Genomic DNA, 19,829 nt, shown 5'->3' on the forward strand with positions numbered 1-19,829 from the left:
GGTCGAGCCGGATTCGTGAGGAACGAACGAATCCGTGTCGAGACCAACACGGTCGCCTTCGCGCTCGATGGGGACCGTGTTGGTCTCGACACGCTCGGCCGCAGGCGGCCTCGCGGCTCGACCAGCGGTGGTCAGCGTAGGGCGATGGGATTCACCGGGGCACCGACGGCCCCGGTGACCCGCAGCGGTGCGGCGGTCAGCAGGAAGTCGTAGCGGCCGTCCTCCACACACGCGGAGGCCAGCCCGTCGAGGTCCCACATCTCGCCCAGGAACAGCCCGAGGTGCGGGATGGCGACCTGGTGGAGCGGCTGGAAGGCGTCGTCGAATTCGTTCGGCCGGACCTCGAACCCCCAGGTGTCGGTCGCGATGGCGGCGATCTCGGTGCGGTGCAGCCAGTCGGCGGTGGTGAAGGAGAGGCCGGGAGCCGCTCCCCCGGCGTAGCCTCCCCAGCCCTCGCCGGCCGCGACGCCCCGGCGGGCCCGGGCCAGCTGACCGGTGCGTACGACGACGATGTCGCCGCGACCCACGGCCGCGCTCGCACCCTGTGCGGCGATCGTCAGGTCCAGGTGCTCCTCGGTGATCGCGAAGCCGTCGGGGAGCTCGCCGTCGGTCCCGACCGCGCGGCCGACGTCGAGCAGCACCCCGCGACCGCAGACCACGTCGGCGACCGTCTCGATCCCGGTGACACCGTCGCCCAGCGAGGTGACGACCGATTCCGCCGGGCGGCCGTTCCAGGCACGTCCGTGGTCGAAGATGTGGCCGAGCCCGTCCCACTGGGTCGAGCACTGCAGCGGCATCGCGATGACGTCGTCCGCACCGCCGATCCCGTGCGGGAACCCCTGGACACCGGTGACCGCGTCGGTGCCGGTGTCGAGCATGGTGTGCACCGGGTTCGTACGCCGCCGCCAGCCGTTCTGGGGCCCGTCCATGTCGAAGGGCAGCGAGAGCGAGTAGGACCGCCCGGTCTGCACCAGCCCCGCTGCCTCGACTCGTTTGGCATCGGTGAGGAAGTTCATCGTCCCGCGGACGTCGTCCTCGCCCCACCGCCCCCAGTTGGAGACCCGGGCGACCGTCTTCGCGATCTCGCCTTCGGGATCGGTCCGGTCCAGCTTCATAGGGTCCGGAGCCGTCACGAGGCGTCCAGCTCGGCGAAGGTGTCGGCGACCCAGTCGGCGATGAAGCCGATGACGTGCGGGAAGTGGTCCAGACCGATGTGCTCGGTGGCGCCCTCCTCCGGCGTGAAGATCCGCAGCTCGCGCTTGGGGCTGTTGACCGCCTGATCGAAGGAGCGATGCGCGTAGGAGAGCGGGATCTGGCGATCGTTCTCCCCGTGGGCGATGAGGAACGGCACGGTGATCTCCTCGACCACCCCGTCGAGGTTGATCGACTCGGCGAAGTCGATGAAGGTGTCGATGTCGGGCTGCCCCCACACCCACAGCACGTGGTCCCAGTAGTGCGGCACCGGGTTCTCGCCCTCACGGTCGAGGCGTCGCTTCTGCACCGCGCCCCAGTCATGGTTCGCACCCCAGGCCACGCAGAGCGCGATCCGCTTCTCGTACGCCGCGGCTCGAGGCGCGTAGTAGCCACCCAGCGACCAGCCCACCAACCCGATCCGGTCGGCACGGACGTCCGGGCGCGTCTCGAGCCAGTCGACGCAGGCCGCGGCCCAGGCCTCGGTGTCGACGCGAGCGGTGAGGCCGTCGAGACGCAGCGCCTCGCCGGCGCCGCCGCAGTCGACCATCAGCGTCGAGATGCCGCGGGCGGCGAGCTCGGTGTGGACGCCGGCACCGACCATCATCTCCTTGGTGGAGTCCAGGCCGTTCCACACGATCATGACCGGCGCCGGCGTTCCGTCCCCGTGAGCCGGGTGGAAGTAGGCGGGAAGCGTGGTCTCACGGCCGCCCTCGACGTACGGGATCGCAACCTTCACCGTCGGCTGGTCGAGCAGCTCGAAGGAGCGGACCAGCAGGTCGACGCTGCGCTGGTACTCGGCGTTGCGGCCCGCGTCCTTCGCGCTCTGCATCCGCTCGGCCTGGGAGACGTAGACCGAGGCCCGGAACAGCTTCTGCCCGGCCGTACGCCGATGGCCGGCCTTCTCCGCCTCACCGGCCTGCTCCTCGAGCTGGTCGGCGACCCGTCGCCAGGCGGCCATGAACTCGGCGGTGCCCACGTCGGAGCCCTGCGCGGCCAGCTCCTTCAGCGGCCGGCAGGCGCGGTCGACCTCGTCGATCAGGCCGCCGGAGTTGAGCGTGGCGACCACACCCAGGTTCCACACGTAGTTGCCGGGAAAGTACTCGAACATCTCTTGTCCTCTTCTTGGTGGATATCAGCGCAGGCGGGCGGCGGAAGCGCGGCGCCGGACCGGAGGCAGCTCGGGCGCGGGCGGCGCGACGGCGACGGTGTTGGTGAGGGTGCCGATCCCCTCGACCTCGAGAGTGACCACGTCACCGGGCTGGAGCGGCTTCGGCTCCTGGACGCCACGGCGACCCCAGAGCTCGGCCAGGCACCCGCCGTTGCCGACGGTGCCCGAGCCGAGGACGTCGCCGGCGACCACGCGGGAGTCGCGGGAGGCGTACGCGATCATCGTCTCGAAGGTCCAGCCCATGTGGGCGAGACGGTCGCGGCCGACCTCGAGGTCGTTGACCGACACCGTGCACAGCAGGTCGAGGAAGCCGGCCTCGTCGCGGTACGGTTCCAGCTCGTCGGCGGTCACGATCCACGGCCCGAGAGTGGTCGCGAAGTCCTTGCCCTTGGCCGGCCCGAGACCGACCTGCATCTCTCGGCCCTGCAGGTCGCGGGCGGACCAGTCGTTGAGGATCGTGTAGCCGAAGACGTACGCCCCGGCCTCCTCGGGAGGGACCGACCGCCCCTCGGAGCCGACGACGACGGCGACCTCCAGCTCGAAGTCGCGGGCCCCGCAGGCCGCGGGGAAGGGGACCTCCGCGCCCGGTCCGAGGATCGCGTGCGGGTTGGTGAAGTAGAAGGCCGGGGCGTCGTACCAGGCGTCGGGGACACCGACGGCGCCGTCGACGGAGCGGCGTACGCCCTCGACGTGCTCCTCGAAGGCGACGAAGTCACGGACCGAGGCCGGCTCCAGCGGCGCCAGCAGCTCGACCTCGGCGAGATCGAGAGGGTCCGCCGCCCGGGCACGGTCGGCGGCGCGGTCGAGGGTGTCACGCCCAGCCGCGATCAGCGAGCGCATCGAGTGCTCCGCGGCGAACGGGTGCAGTTCACCCTCGGTCACCAGGCCGACGCGCGGCGCGCCGAGGACATGGTCGCGGTAGGTGGCGAGCTTCATCGACCCTCCTCAGACCGGCGGGGCGACGAAGACGCCCTTGTCGGGATCGTTGAACGACTTGCCGGCGACCAGCTCGTCCATCGGGTTGGCGGTGCCCCACTGGTCGGTGACGTTCGGGTCGCTGAAGTCGTACAGATGCGGGTGCCAGTTGTCCTCCACGAGCTCCTCGAGCTCGGTGGTGTACTCGATGGTGTTGCCGTGCGGGTCCAGGAAGTAGCTGAAGGTGTTGTTGCCGGCCAGGTGGCGCCCCGGCCCCCAGATCTTCTCCACACCGGCGCGCAGCAGCCGCCCGGTGCCACGCATGTACTCATCGATCCCGCGCATCTCGAATGAGGCGTGGTGCAGCGCGACATGCGGCCCGCGGGCGATCGCGAGGCTGTGATGGAACGTGTTCGTACGCAGGAACCACATCATCGAGCCCAGCCGCGGGTGCATCAGGGTGTCGGAGAGCGCGAAGCCGAGGTGGCGCTGGTAGAACGCCACGGTCTGCTCGGGGTTGGGCGAGTTGATGACGACGTGGGAGAGCTTGACCGGTACCGACTCGCCCTCCTCGATCTTCCGATGTTGACGCACGGCAACATCGCAGGAGACCTCGACCGTACGTCCGTCGTTGTCGAAGAAGCGGAAGCCGTATCCGCCGCCCGGCGTCAGCACCGGGCCGGGCTCACTGACGAGCTTCACTCCGGCCCGGCCGAGGCGCTCGGCCATCGCGTCCACGTCGGCCGGGCTTGCCGCGCCGAAGGCGATCAGGTCCAGGCGCTTGTCGTCGGCTCGGCGCAGACGCACGGAGTAGTGCTCCGGGGAGCCCTCCGCGGCCAGGAACGCCAGGCCGGAGTCGGTGGTCTCGGCCTTGAGCTTCCAGGTGTTCGTGTAGAACTCCAGCTGCCGCTCGTAGTCGGGCACGGCCAGGTCGACGTGGCGCAGGTGGGTGATCAGCCGCTCGGAGGGCGGGGTCTCGATGACGGTCTCGGTCACGGTGTTCTCCTCATGAGATGGGTGGGTCAGGCGGGCTGGGTGACGAGGGTGGCGACGCGGGCCATCAGCCCGGGTACGTCACCGCGCTCGCGTGCCTTCAGCCAGGTGCAGAGCTGGAGCGAGGCCTCGACGACGGCCTTCGCGCGCGGCAGCCGGCGCTCGGTGAACGCGGGCCAGACGGCATCCAGGTCGTCGCCCGCCGTGAGCAGCTCGGCGAGCACGGCAGCGTCCTCGAGCGCCTGGGCGGCGCCCTGGGCGAGGGTCGGCGGGCAGCTGTGGGCGGCGTCGCCGACGATCACGACCCGGCCCCGGTTCCACGCGCCGTCGACGACGTGGCTCTCGAAGTGGGTGTGGTTCACGCGCTCGGCGTCGGTCAGGGACGCGCAGATCTCGTCCCATGGCCCGTGGTACGCCTCGGCGAGCCCACGCATCGCCGCCAGCCCCTCCTCGGCCGACAGCCCGGACCGGTCCTGGGCGGGCTCGACGACGTAGGCGTAGAGGCTGTCCTCGGAGGTCGGGCAGTAGCCCGCGATGTAGGACGGTCCGCCGTAGATCAGGTCGGTGCGGGTGACCGAGGCGGGCCTGCCCGTGAAAGCGCGCCAGATCCCCATTCCGACCGGCTCGGGCTCGACGTCGATGCCGATGGTGCGCCGCGTCCACGACCTCACCCCATCGGCTCCGACGACGACGTCGTAGCGTCCTCGGGACCCGTCCACGAAGGTGACGTCGACGCCCGTCTCGTCCTGGTCGAGCGCCGTCGGAGCGACCCCGAAGCGCACCTTGGCACCGGCCGCGACAGCCCGGTCGAGGAGGATCCGGGCGAGGGTCGGCCGATACATCCCGAGGGTCGCGGGCAGGTCCGGCCCACCGGTGCGGTGGTCCTCGAGCTCGACCAGCAGGGTGCCGGCCGGGTCGGGCGCCCGCAGCCCGAGGGTGTCGTAGCCATAGCCCGCCGCGCGGACCTGGTCCCACACGCCCAGGTCGCGCAGCACCCGCAGCGCGTTGCCCTGGAGGGTGATCCCCGAGCCGAGGGCGGCGATGTCCGGCTTGGCCTCGACGAGGTCGACAGAGATGCCCTGCTCGGCGAGCAGGATCGCGGTCGCCGTCCCGGCGGTTCCGGCACCGATGACGAGAACCGAGCTGATGGCGGACATGAGGTCTCCCTGGATGTGCGAGCTGGTCAAGTGACGAGCACCACTCTGAACCGCACGCAACTATTCGGGAAGAGCAGATTTCCTATCCTGCGTATACACCGCGTTTATAGTCGGACCATGGCGACCGATCCGCTCCGCAACCTCGATCTCAATCTGCTGCCGTCCCTGGACGCGCTGCTCGAGGAGCGCAACGTGACCCGCGCGGCAGCACGGCTGGGGCTGAGCCAGCCCGCGGTCTCGGCGGCCCTACGCCGGCTCCGGCGCCACTTCGGCGACGAGCTCCTGGTCCGGACCGGCAACCGCTACGACCTCACTCCGCTCGCCGCCCAGCTCCGCGGCGCCACCACGACGGCGCTGGCAGGCGTACGCCGGGTCTTCGAAGCCGAGCCGGGGTTCGACCCGGCCACCTCGACCCGCGAGTTCACCGTGGTCGCCTCCGACTACTCCACGACCGTCCTCGGCGACCACCTCGCCACCGAGCTGGCCCGCGAGGCGCCCGGCGTACGGCTCCGGTTCCAGCTCCAGACCCACGCCGACGTCGATCAGGCGCCGGAGTCGCTGCGGCACGTGGACGGGATGGTCCTCCCCCACGGGTTCCTCCAGGATCTGCCCGCGGTCGAGCTCCACACCGACGACTGGGTGCTGGTCGTCTCGGCCGACAACGCGGCCGTCGGGGACACGATCACGATGGCTGAGCTCGCCGAGATGCCATGGGTGGTCACCCACCACGCCCCGACCGCCTTCACCCCGGCCGTACGCCAGCTCAGCATGATCGGGGTCGAGCCCGACGTCCACGTGGTGACCGAGAGCTTCCTCCCGGTCCCGTTCCTGGTCGCCGGGACCCCGCGCGTCGCGCTGCTGCAGCGCCAGCTCGCCACCCGGCTGGCGAGCACCGCCGGCGTACGCATCCTCGACTGCCCCTGGGACGTGGTCCCGCTGAAAGAGGCGTTCTGGTGGCATTCCGCCCATCGCGCGGATCCGGCGCACGGCTGGCTGCGCGGGATGATGACGCGCGCGGCCGCGCGACTGGAGCAGTCGGACTGACGCCGGACTGACGCCGGACTATCGACGGGACTGATACCCGGCAGAAGCAAGTTTGGCTTCCGCAATACCTCCTGGATCTCCCACGATGCTGTGACTGCTGTCACACCGTCTCGGCCCGATCCATGGAGACCCCATGCCCGACACCCTCACGCCCGTCCGGCGAGCCGGACGCCCACAGGGCTTCCTGCTGATGTTCATGAGCTGCCTGCCGATCCTCGGCGCGGTGCTGCTGGCTCCCGTCCTGCCACGCATGCAGGACCACTTCGGGGACAGTGGCGCCGCGACCGCGCTGGTGCCCCTCTCGCTCACCGTCCCCGCTCTGATGATCGCGCTGCTGGCGCCGTTCGCGGGCCGCATCGTGGACAGGTTCGGGCGCAAGCGGTTGCTGCTGACAGGCCTGGCGGTCTACGCCGTGTTCGGCACCGCGCCGCTGTGGCTGGACGGTCTCGGCGCGATCGTGCTCAGCCGTGCCGGGGTCGGCGTCGCCGAGGCGGCGATCATGACCTGTTGCACCACGCTGATCTCCGACTACTTCTCCGGCACCGAGCGCGACCGCTGGCTCGGCATGCAGACCGTGTTCGCATCCCTGTCGGCGACGTTGTTCTTCGCCCTCGGCGGGGCGCTGGGCGCCCAGGACTGGCGCAACCCGTTCTGGCTCTACGCCTCCAGCCTGCTCTTCCTCGTCCTCGCCGCGGCGCTCATCTGGCAGCCCGCCGGCGAGACCGCCCGGTCCGGGGAGCGCACTCCCCTCCCTCCGTTGCCCACCCGCGCCCTCGCGCTGCCGTGCGCGGTCACGTTCGTCGGCGGCATCGTCTTCTACACCCCGATCGTGGAGCTGCCCTATGTGCTCGACGCGGCCGGGATCACCGCCGTCCCCACCATCGGCGCGTTCACCGCACTCGCCTCGCTGGCCACGGCCGGTGGTGCGTACGCCTTCGGCCGGGTCTCCCGCCGCGGCACCGCCACGCTGCTGCCCATCGCCTTCGGGCTGGCCGGGACCGGTCTGGTCGTGCTCGGCGCCACGTCGCTGGTGCCGGTCATCGTGCTCGGCGCGGTCATCGCTTCGGCCGGCACGGGCCTGATGCTGCCCACCCTGCTCGTCTGGGCACAGTCCGGCCTCACCTTCGAGCAGCGCGGCCGTGGCACCGGGCTGTGGACCGCCGCACTCTTTCTCGGCGAGTTCGTCTGCCCCCTCCTCGTCGTCGCCTTCACCGGTGCACTCGGCGGCCTCGGCGCCGCGGTCGCCCTCGTCGGCGCCATCGCCGTCGTCCTCGCCCTCCTCACCCGCCGCGTCCTCACCCGCGACGTAGCCGTCACCGCCTGATCAGGGAGCCGTTCCAGATGTGTCATGTCCTCCACGAGGCCGTCGCCTCGATCCCCTCGACCGACAGACGCCGGCTGCTGTCGATGATCGGCCTCGGAGCCGTCGGCGCGGTGACCGCGACAGCTATGGGTACGCCGGCAGCGTCCGCGACGTCCGCGACGAAGCGCCGCCCTACGGCACGGACCCGCGTGGTGCTGCTCGGCACCTCAGGTGGTCCGGCCGTGCTCGACGGCGGCCGGCACGGGGTCTCGACCGCGATCGCGTTCGAGGACCAGGTCTACGTCGTCGACCTCGGGGTCGGCGCCTTCGGCCGGCTGCAGCAGAGCGGCCTCGCCCCGGACACCGGCCTCGGGTCGGCGCTCTCCTGGGTGCGCGGCATCTTCTTCACCCACCTGCACAGCGACCACACCGTCGACTGGCCCACGACGTACGCCATCGGGTCGATGAACATCGTCGAGCGCTCCGGTCGGCCGATCCAGGTCTTCGGTCCGGCTCGGCGCGACACTCTCAGCCGGGTCTTCCCACCCACCCGTCCGGCACCCGCCCTCGTCAACCCGGACGACCCGATGCCCGGGATCTCCTCGATGACCGGTCATCTGCGCAACGCGTTCGCCCAGGACTTCAACGATCGGCTGCGGGACAGCAACTTCCCCGACCCGGACACCCTCTTCGAGGTCCACGACATCGACCACTCGGCGCTGTGGACGATCGACCCCGAGGGCGTCCCGCCGCGGCTCGAGGCCCCGATCGAGGTCTGGCAGGACGGCGAGGTCACCGTGACGGCGACGCTCGTCGATCACCACCCCACTGCGCCGGCGTACGGCTATCGCTTCGACACCCCGGACGGGTCGGTCGTCGTCTCCGGAGACACCTGCGTGAGCCAGAACCTCATCGATCTGGCGCGCGGCGCGGACGTCCTCGTCCACGAGGTGATCGACCCCGAGTTCGTCGAACGGCTCACCGCGGCCCTACCGCCCGAGACCGCCGAAGCGCTCCGCAAGCATCTGCTGGAGTCGCACACCACCATCGAGCAGGTCGGCCGTGACGTCGCCGAACCGGCCGGCGTCGGCACCCTCGCCCTGTCCCATCTCGTCCCCGGCAACAACCCCTCCGCACGCTGGCGCAAGGCCCAGCGGGGCTTCTCCGGCGACCTGGTGATCGGTGAGGACCTGACGGTGGTCCCGGTCGGTCGCGCTCGCTGGAACAACTGACCCTCGCCCCGATCCGCCGGACCTGAGAGAAGGAACACTCCATGCCCTCATCAGCCCATCGCCCACTGGCGATCTCGACCGACCGTCGCCGGTTCCTCACCATGGCCGGAGCAGGGACTGCCGCCGCTGCCGTGCGGCCTGTCCTTGGTGCCGTCCCCGCCGAGGCCACGCCTGCTTCTTCGTCGGCGCGACGCAGCGTCGAGGTGTCGTCGGGGTGGGCTTTCCATCTCGGGAAGAGCGCCGACGAAGCAGCGTGGGACGAAGTGGACCTGCCCCACACCTGGAACGCGTTCGACGCCCAGGACGGCGGTGGTGACTACTACCGCGGCACCGGCTGGTACCGCCGCCGTGTGCAGGTGCCGGCTCAGCTGCGCGGGCGGGAGCTGTTCCTCGAGTTCGGCGGGGCAGGCCAGGTGACCGAGGTGTATGTCAACGGTGCTCTGGCCGGTGCACACGCCGGCGCGTTCGGGCGGTTCCGGGTCGAGGTCACCGAAGCCCTTGGAAGCGGGGGAACGGTCGCCGTGAAGGTGGACAACACCTCACGCCCTGACGTGGCGCCGCTCGCCGGAGACTTCAACGTCTACGGAGGCCTCTACCGCGGCGTACGCCTCATCGGGACCGCCCGCTCCCACCTCGACCTGCTCGACTCGGGGGGATCCGGGGTGATCATCCGGCAGCGCTCGCTCACCGACGCGCTGGCCGTCGTCGAGGTGACCTCGCGGGTCGTGAACCCAGCAGGCACCGAGGTGGTCACCCGGGTGATCGACCGACGCGGACGGACAGTCGCGACGTGCACCTCCCCCGCAGCCGAGACGGTCCGTCAGGTCGTGGACATCTCCCGCCCGCACCGATGGGATGGGCCGACCGACCCTTATCTGTACACCCTCGAGGTGTCCGTGGTGCGTGAGGGAAGGGTGCTCGACGCCGTGGCGGAGCCGTTGGGGCTGCGTACGATCGACATCGACGCCAACCTCGGTCTGCTCCTCAACGGGCGTCCCCACCGGATCCACGGCGTCAACCGCCACCAGGACCGGGCCGACCAAGGCTGGGCGATCTCGCGGGAGCAGACCGTCGAGGACTTCGCGCTGATGCGGGAGATGGGCGTCACCGCCGTCCGCCTCGCCCACTATCCCCAGGACGACTTCGTCTACGCCATCGCCGACCGGCACGGGATCCTGCTCTACTCCGAGGTGCCCTATGTCGGCGGCGTGCCCAGCCCGCCCGGTTCCAATGACAGCCCGGAGCTCACCGCCAACCTGGTCGCCCAGGCGCGCGAGATGGTTCGCGGTCTCGGCAACCACCCCTCCGTCGCATGGTGGGGCATCGGCAACGAGCTCGGCGACACCACCCACGTCAATGCGAACCTCGCCGCGATCGAGGAGACGATCAAGGCCGAGGACCCGACCCGGCACACCTCCTACGCCCACCTCAGCGGCTTCTACCCCAACGAGTCCGGCGTGCTCGACCATGCCGACCTGTCGGGCTACAACCGTTACGACGGCTGGTACGCCGGCACCCCCGCCGACTTCGGCCGCTGGGCCGACGCGCTGCACGCCGGCGACCGGGCGCGCCGCCTCGGCATCACCGAGTACGGCGCCGGCGCGAGCGTCCTGCAGCACCAGGAGTGGCCCGGTGTCGCGGGTGGTCTCGACACCAGCGCCCCACACCCCGAGGAGTATCAGGCCTACCACCACTCCCAGCTCTGGCCGCAGATTGCGGCGCGGGCCCTATCTGTGGGGGTCGTTCGTCTGGGCCATGTTCGACTTCGCCAGCGACGCCCGACACGAGGGTGACGCCCACGGCCTCAACGACAAGGGCCTGGTGACGTACGACCGCAGCACCTGCAAGGCGGCCTTCTACTACTTCCGTTCGGCATGGACCCGCACCCCTACATTGCGGCTGGTCGAGCGCGGGTGGACAGAGAGGACCGAGGCGGCGACGACGGTGCACGTCTTCTCCAACGCCGACGAGGTGACCCTGCGTCTGAACGGCAGGGTCGTGGGGACGGTGGCGGTGAAGAACCACACCGCCGCGTTCCCGTTGACCCTGCGTACCGGCATCAATCGGGTCATCGCCACCGCTTTCTCGAACGGCCGGCGCGTCACCGACGAGGCGAACTGGACACTGTGACGGATGCGCAGCTGTGGCGAGGTCATCTTCTGATCCGGGAGGGTTATGAACCGGCATCCCCCGGGGTACCGGGTCCGTCATTCACTGCAGAGGGAGCGGGTCATGACAACTGCCGTCACATCTGTCGCCGTCGCCGCGGGCCGAACCGTCCGTCCTGAGCCCCGCATCGTCAGGTGATGTCCGGTTCCACCGTGGCCACGCGCCGTGGAGCACAGGCGGCGGCACCTGTAGCGGGGCGTGCGGCTCGGCTCCGCGCGCACGTCCGCCGGCTTCCGTGGGGTCAGGCCCTGACGGCGGCAGTAGCAGGAGCCATCGCCTTCGGGGTCGGTGCGGTCTTCCCCGGGCCGGCGGGCGAGTTCCCCTACTACGCGCCCTTGGGGGCCGTGGTGGCGATGTCCTCGACCGTGCTGGGCTCGGTTCGCAAGTCCGTCCAGAGCATCCTCAGCATCTGGCTGGGCTCGGCCATCGCACTGGCTATCGGGGCGGTCCTCTCGCCGGGGCCCGTGACGGTGGCCCTGGTGATCGGGCTGGGGACGATCGTCGGGAGCTGGGACCGGCTCGACGACACCGGCCATTGGGTCCCGACGGCGGCCCTGTTCGTGCTGATCATCGGAACCGGCGATCCCGTGGCGTTCGTGAGCGCCTTCGGCGGCCTCACCCTGATCGGGACGGCGATCGGGGTCGCGATGACGATGCTGTTCCCACAGCTGCCTCTCGCGCCCGCGGAGCGGGCGATGGGCGATGTCCGTAGCGAGGTGCTCGTCCAGCTCCGGCGACTGGCACATGCCCTGCAACGGGACCGGCCACCGACAGAGGATCAGTGGAGCGAGTTCCTGACCCAGCTGGTGCCGACCCTGCAGACCATGCGCGCCGCGAGGCAGCTCGTCCTCGATGCGTCCCGCGCCAACGTGCGGCGGGAGCACCACCGAGACCGTCTGGAAAGACAGCTCGAGCAGGCAGCGAGCCTCGAGCGGGTGTGCCTTCTGGTCGAGGAGCTCACCCAGCTCCTGGAAGAGGAGGAGCGGGCGGAGAACGATCAGCTCGGTCTGGGTGCGGAGCTGCGCCCTCCGACGGCGCGAGCACTGCTCGCTCTCGCAAATCTGGTGGAGTCGGGAGACGGGCGCACCGCCGACCCCGAGGCCAAGACGGAGGCACAAGATGCCCTGGCCGAGCTCGTCGACCAGATCCATGACGTACGTGGGGGCGGATCCTCGGATGAGGACCTCTTCACCGCCGGCAGCATCGTCACCACCATCCGCCGGTGCCTGGAGACTCCACGCCCGGTCCACCGATGAGGCGACCTGGGCACCACGAGGGTTGCGGGGCGTGGCATTCTGAGCCGCATGCCACTGACCCTGCCCCGCCTCGCCTTCGCTCTCATCGCCCTTCTGGCCGCGCTTCTCGTGATGACCTCGTGCGGTGACGAGGACCCGGCCAAGGGACGGACACCGCAGCAGGTGCTCGCCGCGGCGCAGAAGAACCTCGACGAGACGAGCGGGATCAACTTCTCGATCGCCTCCGACGACCTGCCCGAGGGCATCACGACGCTGAAGGCGGCGACTGGGACGCTGACCCGCGAGCCCGCGTTCGAGGGCACGCTCACGGTGCCGGTGATGGGCGCCGAGGCGCAGGTCGAGGTGGTATCGGTCGACGGCGTCGTCTACGCGAAGCTGCCGTTCACGACCACCTTCCAGGTGCTCGACCCGGCCGACTACGGCGTTCCCGACCCGGCCGCGCTGATCGCGCCGACGACCGGCATCTCCTCGCTGCTCGCCGCGACCGAGGACGTGAAGGTCGGCAAGTCGGTGCGGGGCGGCGCCGACAACGACGAGATCTACTCGACCTACACCGGCACGCTCCCGGACACCGCGGTCCAGAAGATCCTCGCCGGTGCGACCGGCGACTTCGACGTCACCTACATCATCAACGACTCCGACGAGCTCACCGAGGCCACCATCAAGGGCAACTTCAGCGGTGAGGGCGAGGCGGCGTATTCCTACACGATCGACGTGACCGAGTACGGCGTCGAGAAGGAGATCACCAAGCCGTGAGGGCGGTCCTGTGGCTGGCGGCCGTCGCGGTGGCGTTCGCCGCCGCGGACACCTATGTCGTCGTGCTGGCGCTGCCGGACATGATGGCGGGCGTCGGGCTCTCGATCGAGGAGCTGCAGCGGGCCGCGCCGTTGATCTCCGGGTTCCTGCTGGGCTATGTGGCGGTGCTGCCGCTGATCGGACGCCTCGCCGACCTCCTCGGGCACCTGCCCGTCCTCGTCGGCGGGCTGGTCGTCTTCGCGTTCGGCTCGTTCCTGACGGCGCTGTCGTGGGACCTGGCCGCGATGGTGGTCGGCCGGTTCTTCCAGGGGCTTGGCGGTGGCGCGCTGGTGCCGGCGACCCTCGCGCTGGTCGCGGCGCTCTACCCCGCTGAGCGCCGTGGGGTTCCGCTCGGGCTGGTCTCGGCGGTCCAGGAGCTCGGCTCGGTGCTCGGGCCGCTCGTCGGTGCGGCCGTGCTCGCCGTCGCGGACTGGCGCGCGATCTTCGTGCTCAACCTCGTGGTCGGCCTCGTGCTGGCGGTGGCGATCCGGGGGCTGGGCCGCTCCGACGCTGCGCGGGGCCGCCCACGACGACCTGACGTGATCGCGCTGCTGCTGTTGCTGGTCGCCGGCGCGGCGTTCGTGCTGCTGGCGATCGAGCCGACAGCCCTGGTCCAGGACCTGACCTGGGGCGCGCTCTACGTGCCCGCGGCCGGGGCGACCCGCTGGCTGACCCCGCTGGGCCTGGTCACGATCATCGCCACCGTCGGGTTCTTGGTGAAGTGCGGCCTGCGGCCGGGCGTACGCCGCGTGCTCGGCCGGATCGTCGCCGAGGTCGACCTCCTCGGGGCGCTGCTGCTCTCGTTCGCCCTGGCCGGGGTGATCCTGGCCTTCGCGACCGCCGACCCCGAGGTGGCGGTCTTCTCCGAGCAGGGCACCTGGTACCTGGTCGCCGGCGGGCTGGCGCTGCTCGGCTTCGTCTTCCACCTGCGCCGGGCGCAGGACCCGATCGTGCCCCGCGGCGCGTTCGCCCGGACGCCGGCGTGGGGATCGGTGCTGATCTCGTTCTTCGTCGGCGCCGCACTCGTGGCGGCGCTGATCGACGTGCCGCTCTTCGCCCGCACCACGATCTACGGCGACAGCCAGCTGAAGGCGGCCCTGGTGCTGCTGGAGTTCCTGATCGCGCTGCCGGTCGGTGCCGTCGCGGGTGGCTTCCTCACCCGGCGACTGCCGGCGGGGGTGATCGCGGGTGGCGGGATGCTGCTGGCCGCGGTGGCGTTCGTGCTCATGGCCCGTTGGGACGCCGACGCGCTGCGCTCGCTGTCGGCGACCGTCGTGCTCGTCGCGGGCGGCCTCGGCTTCGGCCTCGCCCTGGCACCGGTCAACGCGGCGATACTGGCCACGACCGAGCAGTCGATGCACGGCCTGACCACCTCCTTCACCGTCGTGGCCCGCATGGTCGGCATGCTGGTCGGCATCTCGGCGCTGACCACGATCGGCCTGCGCAGCTACTACGCCGCCCAGGCAGACCTGCCGTCGCTGTCGTCGGTGTGCACCGGAGGCGGCATGTGCGAGGACTATCAGGACCTGCTCATCGGCGCCGCCATCGCCCAGGAGCACACCGTCTTCGCCGGCGCGGCGGTCTGCGCCGGGATCGCCGCGCTGCTCTCGGTGCTGCTGCTGCGGGGCGCGCCGACACGTGCACTGTCGCCGAGCGCGACCGTCACCGCGTTGTAGGAGTCACGTCTCCACGTACTCCGGGCGGGTGGATCCCATCCGCTCGTGGGTCCTGTTCCGCCGGCCGGCGGACCGCTCGACGACGCCGAGCGCCGCCCCGAGGCCGAAGGCCGGCATGTTGCCGTAGAGCGTCTCGACCTGGTCGGCGGGGACCCGGTAGGTCTCGTGCCAGATCCCGATGTCGCCGGTCGAGGCCGCGCGCCGGTTGAAGGCGGCCCAGGCGGGAGCATGCGAGAGCGCCGGGTCCTTGGCGAACCGGCCGAGCTCCTCGACGCTGCGCCAGTACTGCACCGTCAGCAGCGACCGACCCGACCAGTAGCTGCGTGCCGAGAGCAGGCCGAGGTCGCGGTTCTTGGCGAGCTCGGCGAGCATCCGCGGCATCGCGACGAACACCGGGAACCAGCTGCGCACCTTGCGCCACCGATGGATGTGCATCCCGATCAGGAACACGACGACCTCGTCCGTTCCGACATCGGCGACGCTGTGCCCGGGCGTGACGCCGTCCGGAACGTGCTCAGGAGCCTCCCGATAGGCCCGGGCGATCTTCGACATTCCCGTCCCCCTTGACTGGATAGCGATAGTATCTAGTCTAAGATAGTGCTCCTATCCAGCAGCGCTGTCAACAAGTTCCCGGAGGAACGATGCGGATCTCCGAGCTGGCCGACTCGACCGGCGTGAGCGTGGCGACCATCAAGTACTACGTCCGCGAGGGCCTCCTCTCCCCCGGCAGAAAGCTCTCCGAGCGCCTGGCCGACTACGACGACCAGCACGTACGCCGCCTGCGCCTGCTCCGCGTGCTCCGCGATGTCGGCGCCGTCCCGGTCGGAGCGCTCAAGGCACTCGTCGACGCGACCCAGGACCGGAGCGCCACGGTGCACGACATGTTCGGCGAGGCCTGCGACGCGCTCCGCACCGAGACGACCATCCCCGGGGTCCGCGACGACCACACGCGACACCTCGCCGACCAGATCGTCGACCAGGCGGGGTGGACGAAGGTGCGGCCGGACGCCCCCGAGCGCGACCACCTGGCCGGCATCATCAAGGTCATCCTCGACAGCGGACTCCCCACCGACCCCGAGGGCGCGGCCACCTACCTCCCCCTCGTCGACGCGATCGCCGCCTACGAGCTCGACCAGATCGACGACACCCAGGACCGCGAGGCGATGATGGAGCAGATGGTCCTGGGGCAGGTCGTGCTCGGGGAGTTCCTGCTCTGCCTGCGCCGCCTGGCCCACGAGCACCACAGCGCTCTGCGATTCGCCGAGCGCAGCTGATCGAGTCGGCCGGGGCGTACGCGCTCAGGAGCCGCTGGTGACCCGGTCGCTCACACCCGTCACGCCGAACGCGTGGGCGCAGTGGGCGCAGCAGAACATGTGCTCCTCGTTCTGCACCCCGTGCCCGAGGATGCGGCTACCGCAGTTGACGCACACGGGCGCGATCACCGACACGGCGCACTCGATCGAGTCGAAGACATGATGCTCCCCCGAGGCCGTCGTCACCTCGAAGCTCTCGTCGTAGTCGTTGCCGCATGTGACGCACTTACCCATGGTCGTTCCTTTCGTCTTCGCTTCACGCTGGACGCCACCCGGCCCGGGGCCCCTGAGGGGCACCGGGCCGCATGGTGTCTATGTGAAGATGCTGACGCCACCAGGGCCGACCAACAGGCCGACGATGATGAGGACTGCTCCCCAAAGAATCTGGCCACGGACCAGCGCCAAGATGCCGCCGATAACCAGGACTGCCGCGATCAGCCAGAGAATTAGTGCCATGTGGATCTCACCTCGTGTGTAGTTGTTGTGGGGGATGCTCAGACCTTGTCGTCCGAGCGGCTACGGAGCAGGGGCTTCGCTTCTCGGCACCCTGCACGGAGTTGGCCTGCGGATCACTCCTCATGATTTCTCTTGTTCGTACACTCCTCCCGGTACCCAGTTCGCGCGGCTGTAAACCCTCCTTACGGCAAACCTTCAGGAGAGCGCGAACCTCTCCCACGAGCGGTGGGCGGCGAGCAGGTCGGGAAGCTCGGCTGCTGCCACCGAGGCGGACTCCTCGGCCTTGACCCCCGGCGCGGGGACCGTGATCCCCGCCGTCGCGACGGCCTCGACCCCGTCGCCCCAGGCCAGCAGCGCCTTGCCGTGACGGAAGATCTCCTCGATCAGCAGCAGCACGTGCACGTCCGAGGCGACGGCTGCGGTGCCGTCAGCGACCACGAGCGCGTCGAACTCGACGGAACGAGCGGTCGAGAACGTACGCTGCACGGCCAGCTCGCCGCCGAGCGGTGCGGCCGTCGGCGCGATGAGCAGCGGCGTCATCTTCGAGCCGACGAGCGCCGAACGCAGCCCGTCGACCTCGTCGGCCGCGGTGTCGGGGCCGACGACGATCCCGACGACCCGGCCGTCCGCCGGGAAAGGCCCGGATCACCTCGGGCCGGTGGCGACCCACCGGAGCACGTCGTCCCACTCGTCGAGGAACCGCTCCAGGCCGTAGCGCTTTCTCGCGTACCGACGCCCGATCAGCCCGGCCTCCTCGGCGACGTCGGGGTCCTTCATCAGGTGGCGTACGGCCGGGACGATCTCGTCGCGGCGGGTGGTGACGAAGCCGGCCTCGTGCGGCACCGCGAGCGGGGTCTCGGTCATGGCCAGGGCGACGACAGGCATGCCCAGATGCATCGCTTCCAACAGGGAGAGACCCAGCGAGGTCCAGCGGTTGAGGTGGACGTAGACGCGTCGTCGCGGAAGGTGGTCGTGCAGATCCTGCTGCGACAAGTCCTCGTATGTCCGAAGACCCTCGCAGGCGGGCAGGCGCTCGACGCGCATGCCGAAGACATCGGCGCCGACGCCCTCGGCCAGCGCCGGGATCAGGTCGGCGCCGACCGAACGGCCGCGGCGTACCGGATCGTTGACGACCACTCCGGCGCGCTCGATGTCGCCGGTGTAGCGGCGGCCCGGGTCGACGATGCCGTGCTCGATCACGGTGGTCGGGGTGCCGGTGCAGTCCCAGACGAGATCGTTGAAGCCGGTCACGTGCACGATCGGGATACCTCCGCCCGCCATCGGATGACGGGTGTCAGGGACCCCACCGGCGGGAGTGTTGTGCTCCAGGTAGACGGCGGGTACGTCGCGCCCCGGACGGCGTCCGCCGAGCCACTTCTCCGCCAGCTCGACCTCGTGCGGACGCTGCAGGACGACGACGTCGACCTCCTCGTCGGCGAGCGCCTCGATGCCCACCTGGCGGGCCGCCGCCGGCCACTCGCAGGCGCGAGAGCGACCCTTTCCGTCGGGGCCGCGGTCGGGGCTGGTGGGCAGGAGATAGTCATGGCGACCGTGCACGAACGCCGTCGTCCAGGCCCCGCGCACGTGCCAGATCAGGATTCTCATTCCCTCTCGGTGCCCCGGAGCGCCTTCGGTGATGCTGCGAGGGGACAAGTCTTCACCCGCTCACCCGAAAGGGTGGTTGCGCCGACGTCGTCGCGCACCCACGGGGGTGAAGTTGGCACCGGAGCCGTTGGGAGTGGGTCGATTCGGGCACTACCTACACATGACGACGACAACTTTCGAGACAGACCTTCCCCGAGCCGAGCGACAGCGTCTGACCTCAGAGCTGTTGGCGGAGGCACACACAGCTGAAGGCGAGGAGCGGGACCGAATCCTCGAGGAGGTGATCCTGCTCAACGCCGCGGTCGCCCGCTCGATCGCGCACCGCTACACCGGCCGAGGCATCCCCCGTGCCGATCTCGAGCAGGTGGCGTACATCGCCTTGGTCCGTGCCGCGAAGAGCTTCCATCCTGATCGCGCCGACGACTTCCTCACCTATGCCGTGCCGACGATCCGCGGTGAGGTGAAGCGCTGGTTCCGTGACCACGGCTGGACGGTGCGGCCGCCGCGCCCCATCCAGGAGCTGCAGGGAACACTGCTGCGGATCGGGTCGGAGCGGGGCACCCTATCCACCTCCGAGCTGGCCGAGATCGCCCACGTCCCGGAGCAGAAGGTGCGCGAGGCGCTCGACGCCCGAGGCTGCTTCACCCCGTCCTCCCTGGATGCGCCGCTGCGCCCCGGCCAGGACCAGTCCTCGGCCGACGCGACCATCGGCGACATGCTGCCTGGCACCGACGGCGGGATGGCCGACTGCGAGACCCGACTGTCGCTGGAACAGGCGATCAGTTCCCTGTCCCCGCGCGATCAGGTCGTGGTGAGGCTGCGCTTCGTCGAGGACCGTAACCAGGTTGAGATCGGCGAGGCCATCGGCGTCACCCAGACCCAGGTCTCCCGGATCCTGACCCGGGTCATCGACGAGCTGCGTGGTCAGCTCGACGACCTAGGAATCGCCGCATGACCTGCACCCACAACGGGTACGGACGAAGAGAGCCGACCCCGACACAAGGAGATCTGGCATGACGTACTCAACGATCACCGGCGAACGCACCGACACCGCCCAGCGCTCGCTGTGGAACGGCACGACGCCCAAGACCAAGTGGCAGGAGTCGTCCTGGGGCAAGCGGATCGCGGCCGTCGCCGCGTTCGCGGCGCCGATCGTGATGGCCGTCGCCACCACCGTCATCCGCAAGAAGGGCACCGACGCCGTGCTGCGACGGATCAAGGGAGGCAAGAAGAAGTGAGGACCAAACGGAACCTCTTCACCTTTGCGCTGGGCGGAGTGGCCGGCTACCTCGTCGGCCGCTACCCCCACGAGACCATCGAGAAGGTACGCAGCGGAGCGGGCACGACCGTCGGCCTGGCCCGTGAGCGGATCGGCATGATCTCCGAGGCCGTCCCGTTCGCGCGGGCCGGCGACCACCGCGCCGTCACCACACAGCCCCCGGAGACGGGCGACGACGTCATCGACCGCACCTCGACCGCGTACGTCTCTCGTCCGCACCCCTGAATCCGCGGATGGATCCGCAGACGGAATGGCCGCCGACCCTGTCCTGACG

Annotated in this window: 21 protein-coding genes and 1 pseudogene; 12 read left to right on the top strand and 10 right to left on the bottom strand. The window is 70.2% G+C overall.

Features of this window, described 5'->3' with window-relative positions:
* Positions 1–131: 131 nt before the first annotated feature.
* From ACFU7D_RS19335 to ACFU7D_RS19355, 5 genes are read right to left on the bottom strand one after another with little or no spacing between them, the layout of a single operon-like run.
* Positions 132–1,115, bottom strand: coding sequence for a cyclase family protein (locus ACFU7D_RS19335; protein WP_378870068.1), 984 nt, complete (start codon positions 1,113–1,115; stop codon positions 132–134).
* A 14-nt stretch (positions 1,116–1,129) separates the two neighbouring features.
* Positions 1,130–2,302: an alpha/beta hydrolase family protein gene (locus ACFU7D_RS19340; protein WP_378870071.1), complete on the bottom strand. Its 1,173-nt coding sequence runs from the start codon at positions 2,300–2,302 to the stop codon at positions 1,130–1,132.
* Between the two features lie 24 nt (positions 2,303–2,326).
* The gene (locus ACFU7D_RS19345) at positions 2,327–3,298 is read right to left on the bottom strand and encodes a fumarylacetoacetate hydrolase family protein (RefSeq protein WP_378870074.1); all 972 of its coding nucleotides are present in this window, start codon (positions 3,296–3,298) and stop codon (positions 2,327–2,329) included.
* A gap of 9 nt (positions 3,299–3,307) precedes the next feature.
* Complete coding sequence (locus ACFU7D_RS19350; RefSeq protein ID WP_378870077.1) at positions 3,308–4,273, bottom strand: VOC family protein; 966 nt, start codon at positions 4,271–4,273, stop codon at positions 3,308–3,310.
* Between the two features lie 26 nt (positions 4,274–4,299).
* Positions 4,300–5,427, bottom strand: a complete 1,128-nt coding sequence (locus ACFU7D_RS19355; protein ID WP_378870080.1) for an FAD-dependent monooxygenase — start codon at positions 5,425–5,427, stop codon at positions 4,300–4,302.
* A gap of 117 nt (positions 5,428–5,544) precedes the next feature.
* Here ACFU7D_RS19355 and ACFU7D_RS19360 point away from each other — a divergent pair, with 117 nt between their 5' ends.
* The 8 genes from ACFU7D_RS19360 to ACFU7D_RS19395 all read left to right on the top strand — a co-directional run bounded on the left by ACFU7D_RS19360 (position 5,545) and on the right by ACFU7D_RS19395 (position 14,902).
* Complete coding sequence (locus ACFU7D_RS19360; protein ID WP_378870083.1) at positions 5,545–6,471, top strand: LysR family transcriptional regulator; 927 nt, start codon at positions 5,545–5,547, stop codon at positions 6,469–6,471.
* A gap of 133 nt (positions 6,472–6,604) precedes the next feature.
* Entirely contained in the window at positions 6,605–7,795 is a 1,191-nt protein-coding gene (locus ACFU7D_RS19365) for an MFS transporter (RefSeq protein WP_378870086.1), read from the top strand.
* Positions 7,796–7,812: 17 nt separating this feature from the next.
* Positions 7,813–9,006: an MBL fold metallo-hydrolase gene (locus ACFU7D_RS19370; protein ID WP_378870089.1), complete on the top strand. Its 1,194-nt coding sequence runs from the start codon at positions 7,813–7,815 to the stop codon at positions 9,004–9,006.
* A 41-nt stretch (positions 9,007–9,047) separates the two neighbouring features.
* On the top strand, positions 9,048–10,799 hold the full coding sequence (locus ACFU7D_RS19375; RefSeq protein ID WP_378870092.1) for a glycoside hydrolase family 2 protein: 1,752 nt from the start codon (positions 9,048–9,050) through the stop codon (positions 10,797–10,799).
* Positions 10,762–11,136, top strand: coding sequence for a DUF4982 domain-containing protein (locus ACFU7D_RS19380; RefSeq protein WP_378870094.1), 375 nt, complete (start codon positions 10,762–10,764; stop codon positions 11,134–11,136). The genes ACFU7D_RS19375 and ACFU7D_RS19380 overlap by 38 nt, the downstream gene beginning before the upstream one ends.
* A gap of 176 nt (positions 11,137–11,312) precedes the next feature.
* Positions 11,313–12,431: an aromatic acid exporter family protein gene (locus ACFU7D_RS19385; protein WP_378730051.1), complete on the top strand. Its 1,119-nt coding sequence runs from the start codon at positions 11,313–11,315 to the stop codon at positions 12,429–12,431.
* 48 nt (positions 12,432–12,479) lie between these two features.
* Positions 12,480–13,187, top strand: coding sequence for an LppX_LprAFG lipoprotein (locus tag ACFU7D_RS19390; RefSeq protein ID WP_378870096.1), 708 nt, complete (start codon positions 12,480–12,482; stop codon positions 13,185–13,187).
* Positions 13,184–14,902, top strand: a complete 1,719-nt coding sequence (locus ACFU7D_RS19395; RefSeq protein ID WP_378870098.1) for an MFS transporter — start codon at positions 13,184–13,186, stop codon at positions 14,900–14,902. The genes ACFU7D_RS19390 and ACFU7D_RS19395 overlap by 4 nt, the downstream gene beginning before the upstream one ends.
* 3 nt (positions 14,903–14,905) lie before the next feature.
* Here the strand turns inward: ACFU7D_RS19395 and ACFU7D_RS19400 are convergent, their stop codons facing one another.
* Positions 14,906–15,454 carry a DUF4188 domain-containing protein gene (locus tag ACFU7D_RS19400; protein WP_378870100.1) on the bottom strand — a complete coding sequence of 183 codons (549 nt, stop codon included), beginning with the start codon at positions 15,452–15,454 and terminating at the stop codon, positions 14,906–14,908.
* Between the two features lie 89 nt (positions 15,455–15,543).
* Here ACFU7D_RS19400 and ACFU7D_RS19405 point away from each other — a divergent pair, with 89 nt between their 5' ends.
* Positions 15,544–16,176 (top strand): MerR family transcriptional regulator, encoded by a 633-nt coding sequence (locus ACFU7D_RS19405; RefSeq protein WP_378870102.1) that lies wholly within the window; start codon positions 15,544–15,546, stop codon positions 16,174–16,176.
* Positions 16,177–16,200: 24 nt separating this feature from the next.
* Here the strand turns inward: ACFU7D_RS19405 and ACFU7D_RS19410 are convergent, their stop codons facing one another.
* The 4 genes and pseudogenes from ACFU7D_RS19410 to ACFU7D_RS19425 form a co-directional block, all read right to left on the bottom strand.
* The gene (locus ACFU7D_RS19410) at positions 16,201–16,449 is read right to left on the bottom strand and encodes a hypothetical protein (protein WP_378870104.1); all 249 of its coding nucleotides are present in this window, start codon (positions 16,447–16,449) and stop codon (positions 16,201–16,203) included.
* A gap of 78 nt (positions 16,450–16,527) precedes the next feature.
* On the bottom strand, positions 16,528–16,671 hold the full coding sequence (locus tag ACFU7D_RS19415; RefSeq protein WP_168381108.1) for a GPGG-motif small membrane protein: 144 nt from the start codon (positions 16,669–16,671) through the stop codon (positions 16,528–16,530).
* A 195-nt stretch (positions 16,672–16,866) separates the two neighbouring features.
* A pseudogene (locus tag ACFU7D_RS19420) lies at positions 16,867–17,286 on the bottom strand (catalase HPII); the annotation flags it as partial.
* A gap of 30 nt (positions 17,287–17,316) precedes the next feature.
* Positions 17,317–18,276, bottom strand: coding sequence for a glycosyltransferase (locus ACFU7D_RS19425; protein WP_378870106.1), 960 nt, complete (start codon positions 18,274–18,276; stop codon positions 17,317–17,319).
* A gap of 160 nt (positions 18,277–18,436) precedes the next feature.
* On the opposite strand from ACFU7D_RS19425, the gene ACFU7D_RS19430 reads away from it, so the two are divergent.
* The 3 genes from ACFU7D_RS19430 to ACFU7D_RS19440 are packed head-to-tail and all read left to right on the top strand — an operon-like array spanning position 18,437 to position 19,780.
* On the top strand, positions 18,437–19,231 hold the full coding sequence (locus tag ACFU7D_RS19430; RefSeq protein ID WP_378870109.1) for a sigma-70 family RNA polymerase sigma factor: 795 nt from the start codon (positions 18,437–18,439) through the stop codon (positions 19,229–19,231).
* 58 nt (positions 19,232–19,289) lie between these two features.
* A complete protein-coding gene (locus ACFU7D_RS19435; RefSeq protein WP_378730068.1) occupies positions 19,290–19,514 on the top strand; it encodes a hypothetical protein in 225 nt (74 codons plus the stop codon).
* On the top strand, positions 19,511–19,780 hold the full coding sequence (locus ACFU7D_RS19440; RefSeq protein WP_378730070.1) for a hypothetical protein: 270 nt from the start codon (positions 19,511–19,513) through the stop codon (positions 19,778–19,780). The genes ACFU7D_RS19435 and ACFU7D_RS19440 overlap by 4 nt, the downstream gene beginning before the upstream one ends.
* The last annotated feature ends 49 nt before the right edge of the window (positions 19,781–19,829 follow it).

The organism is Nocardioides sp. NPDC057577 (assembly GCF_042801335.1).
Lineage (GTDB): Bacteria > Actinomycetota > Actinomycetes > Propionibacteriales > Nocardioidaceae > Nocardioides.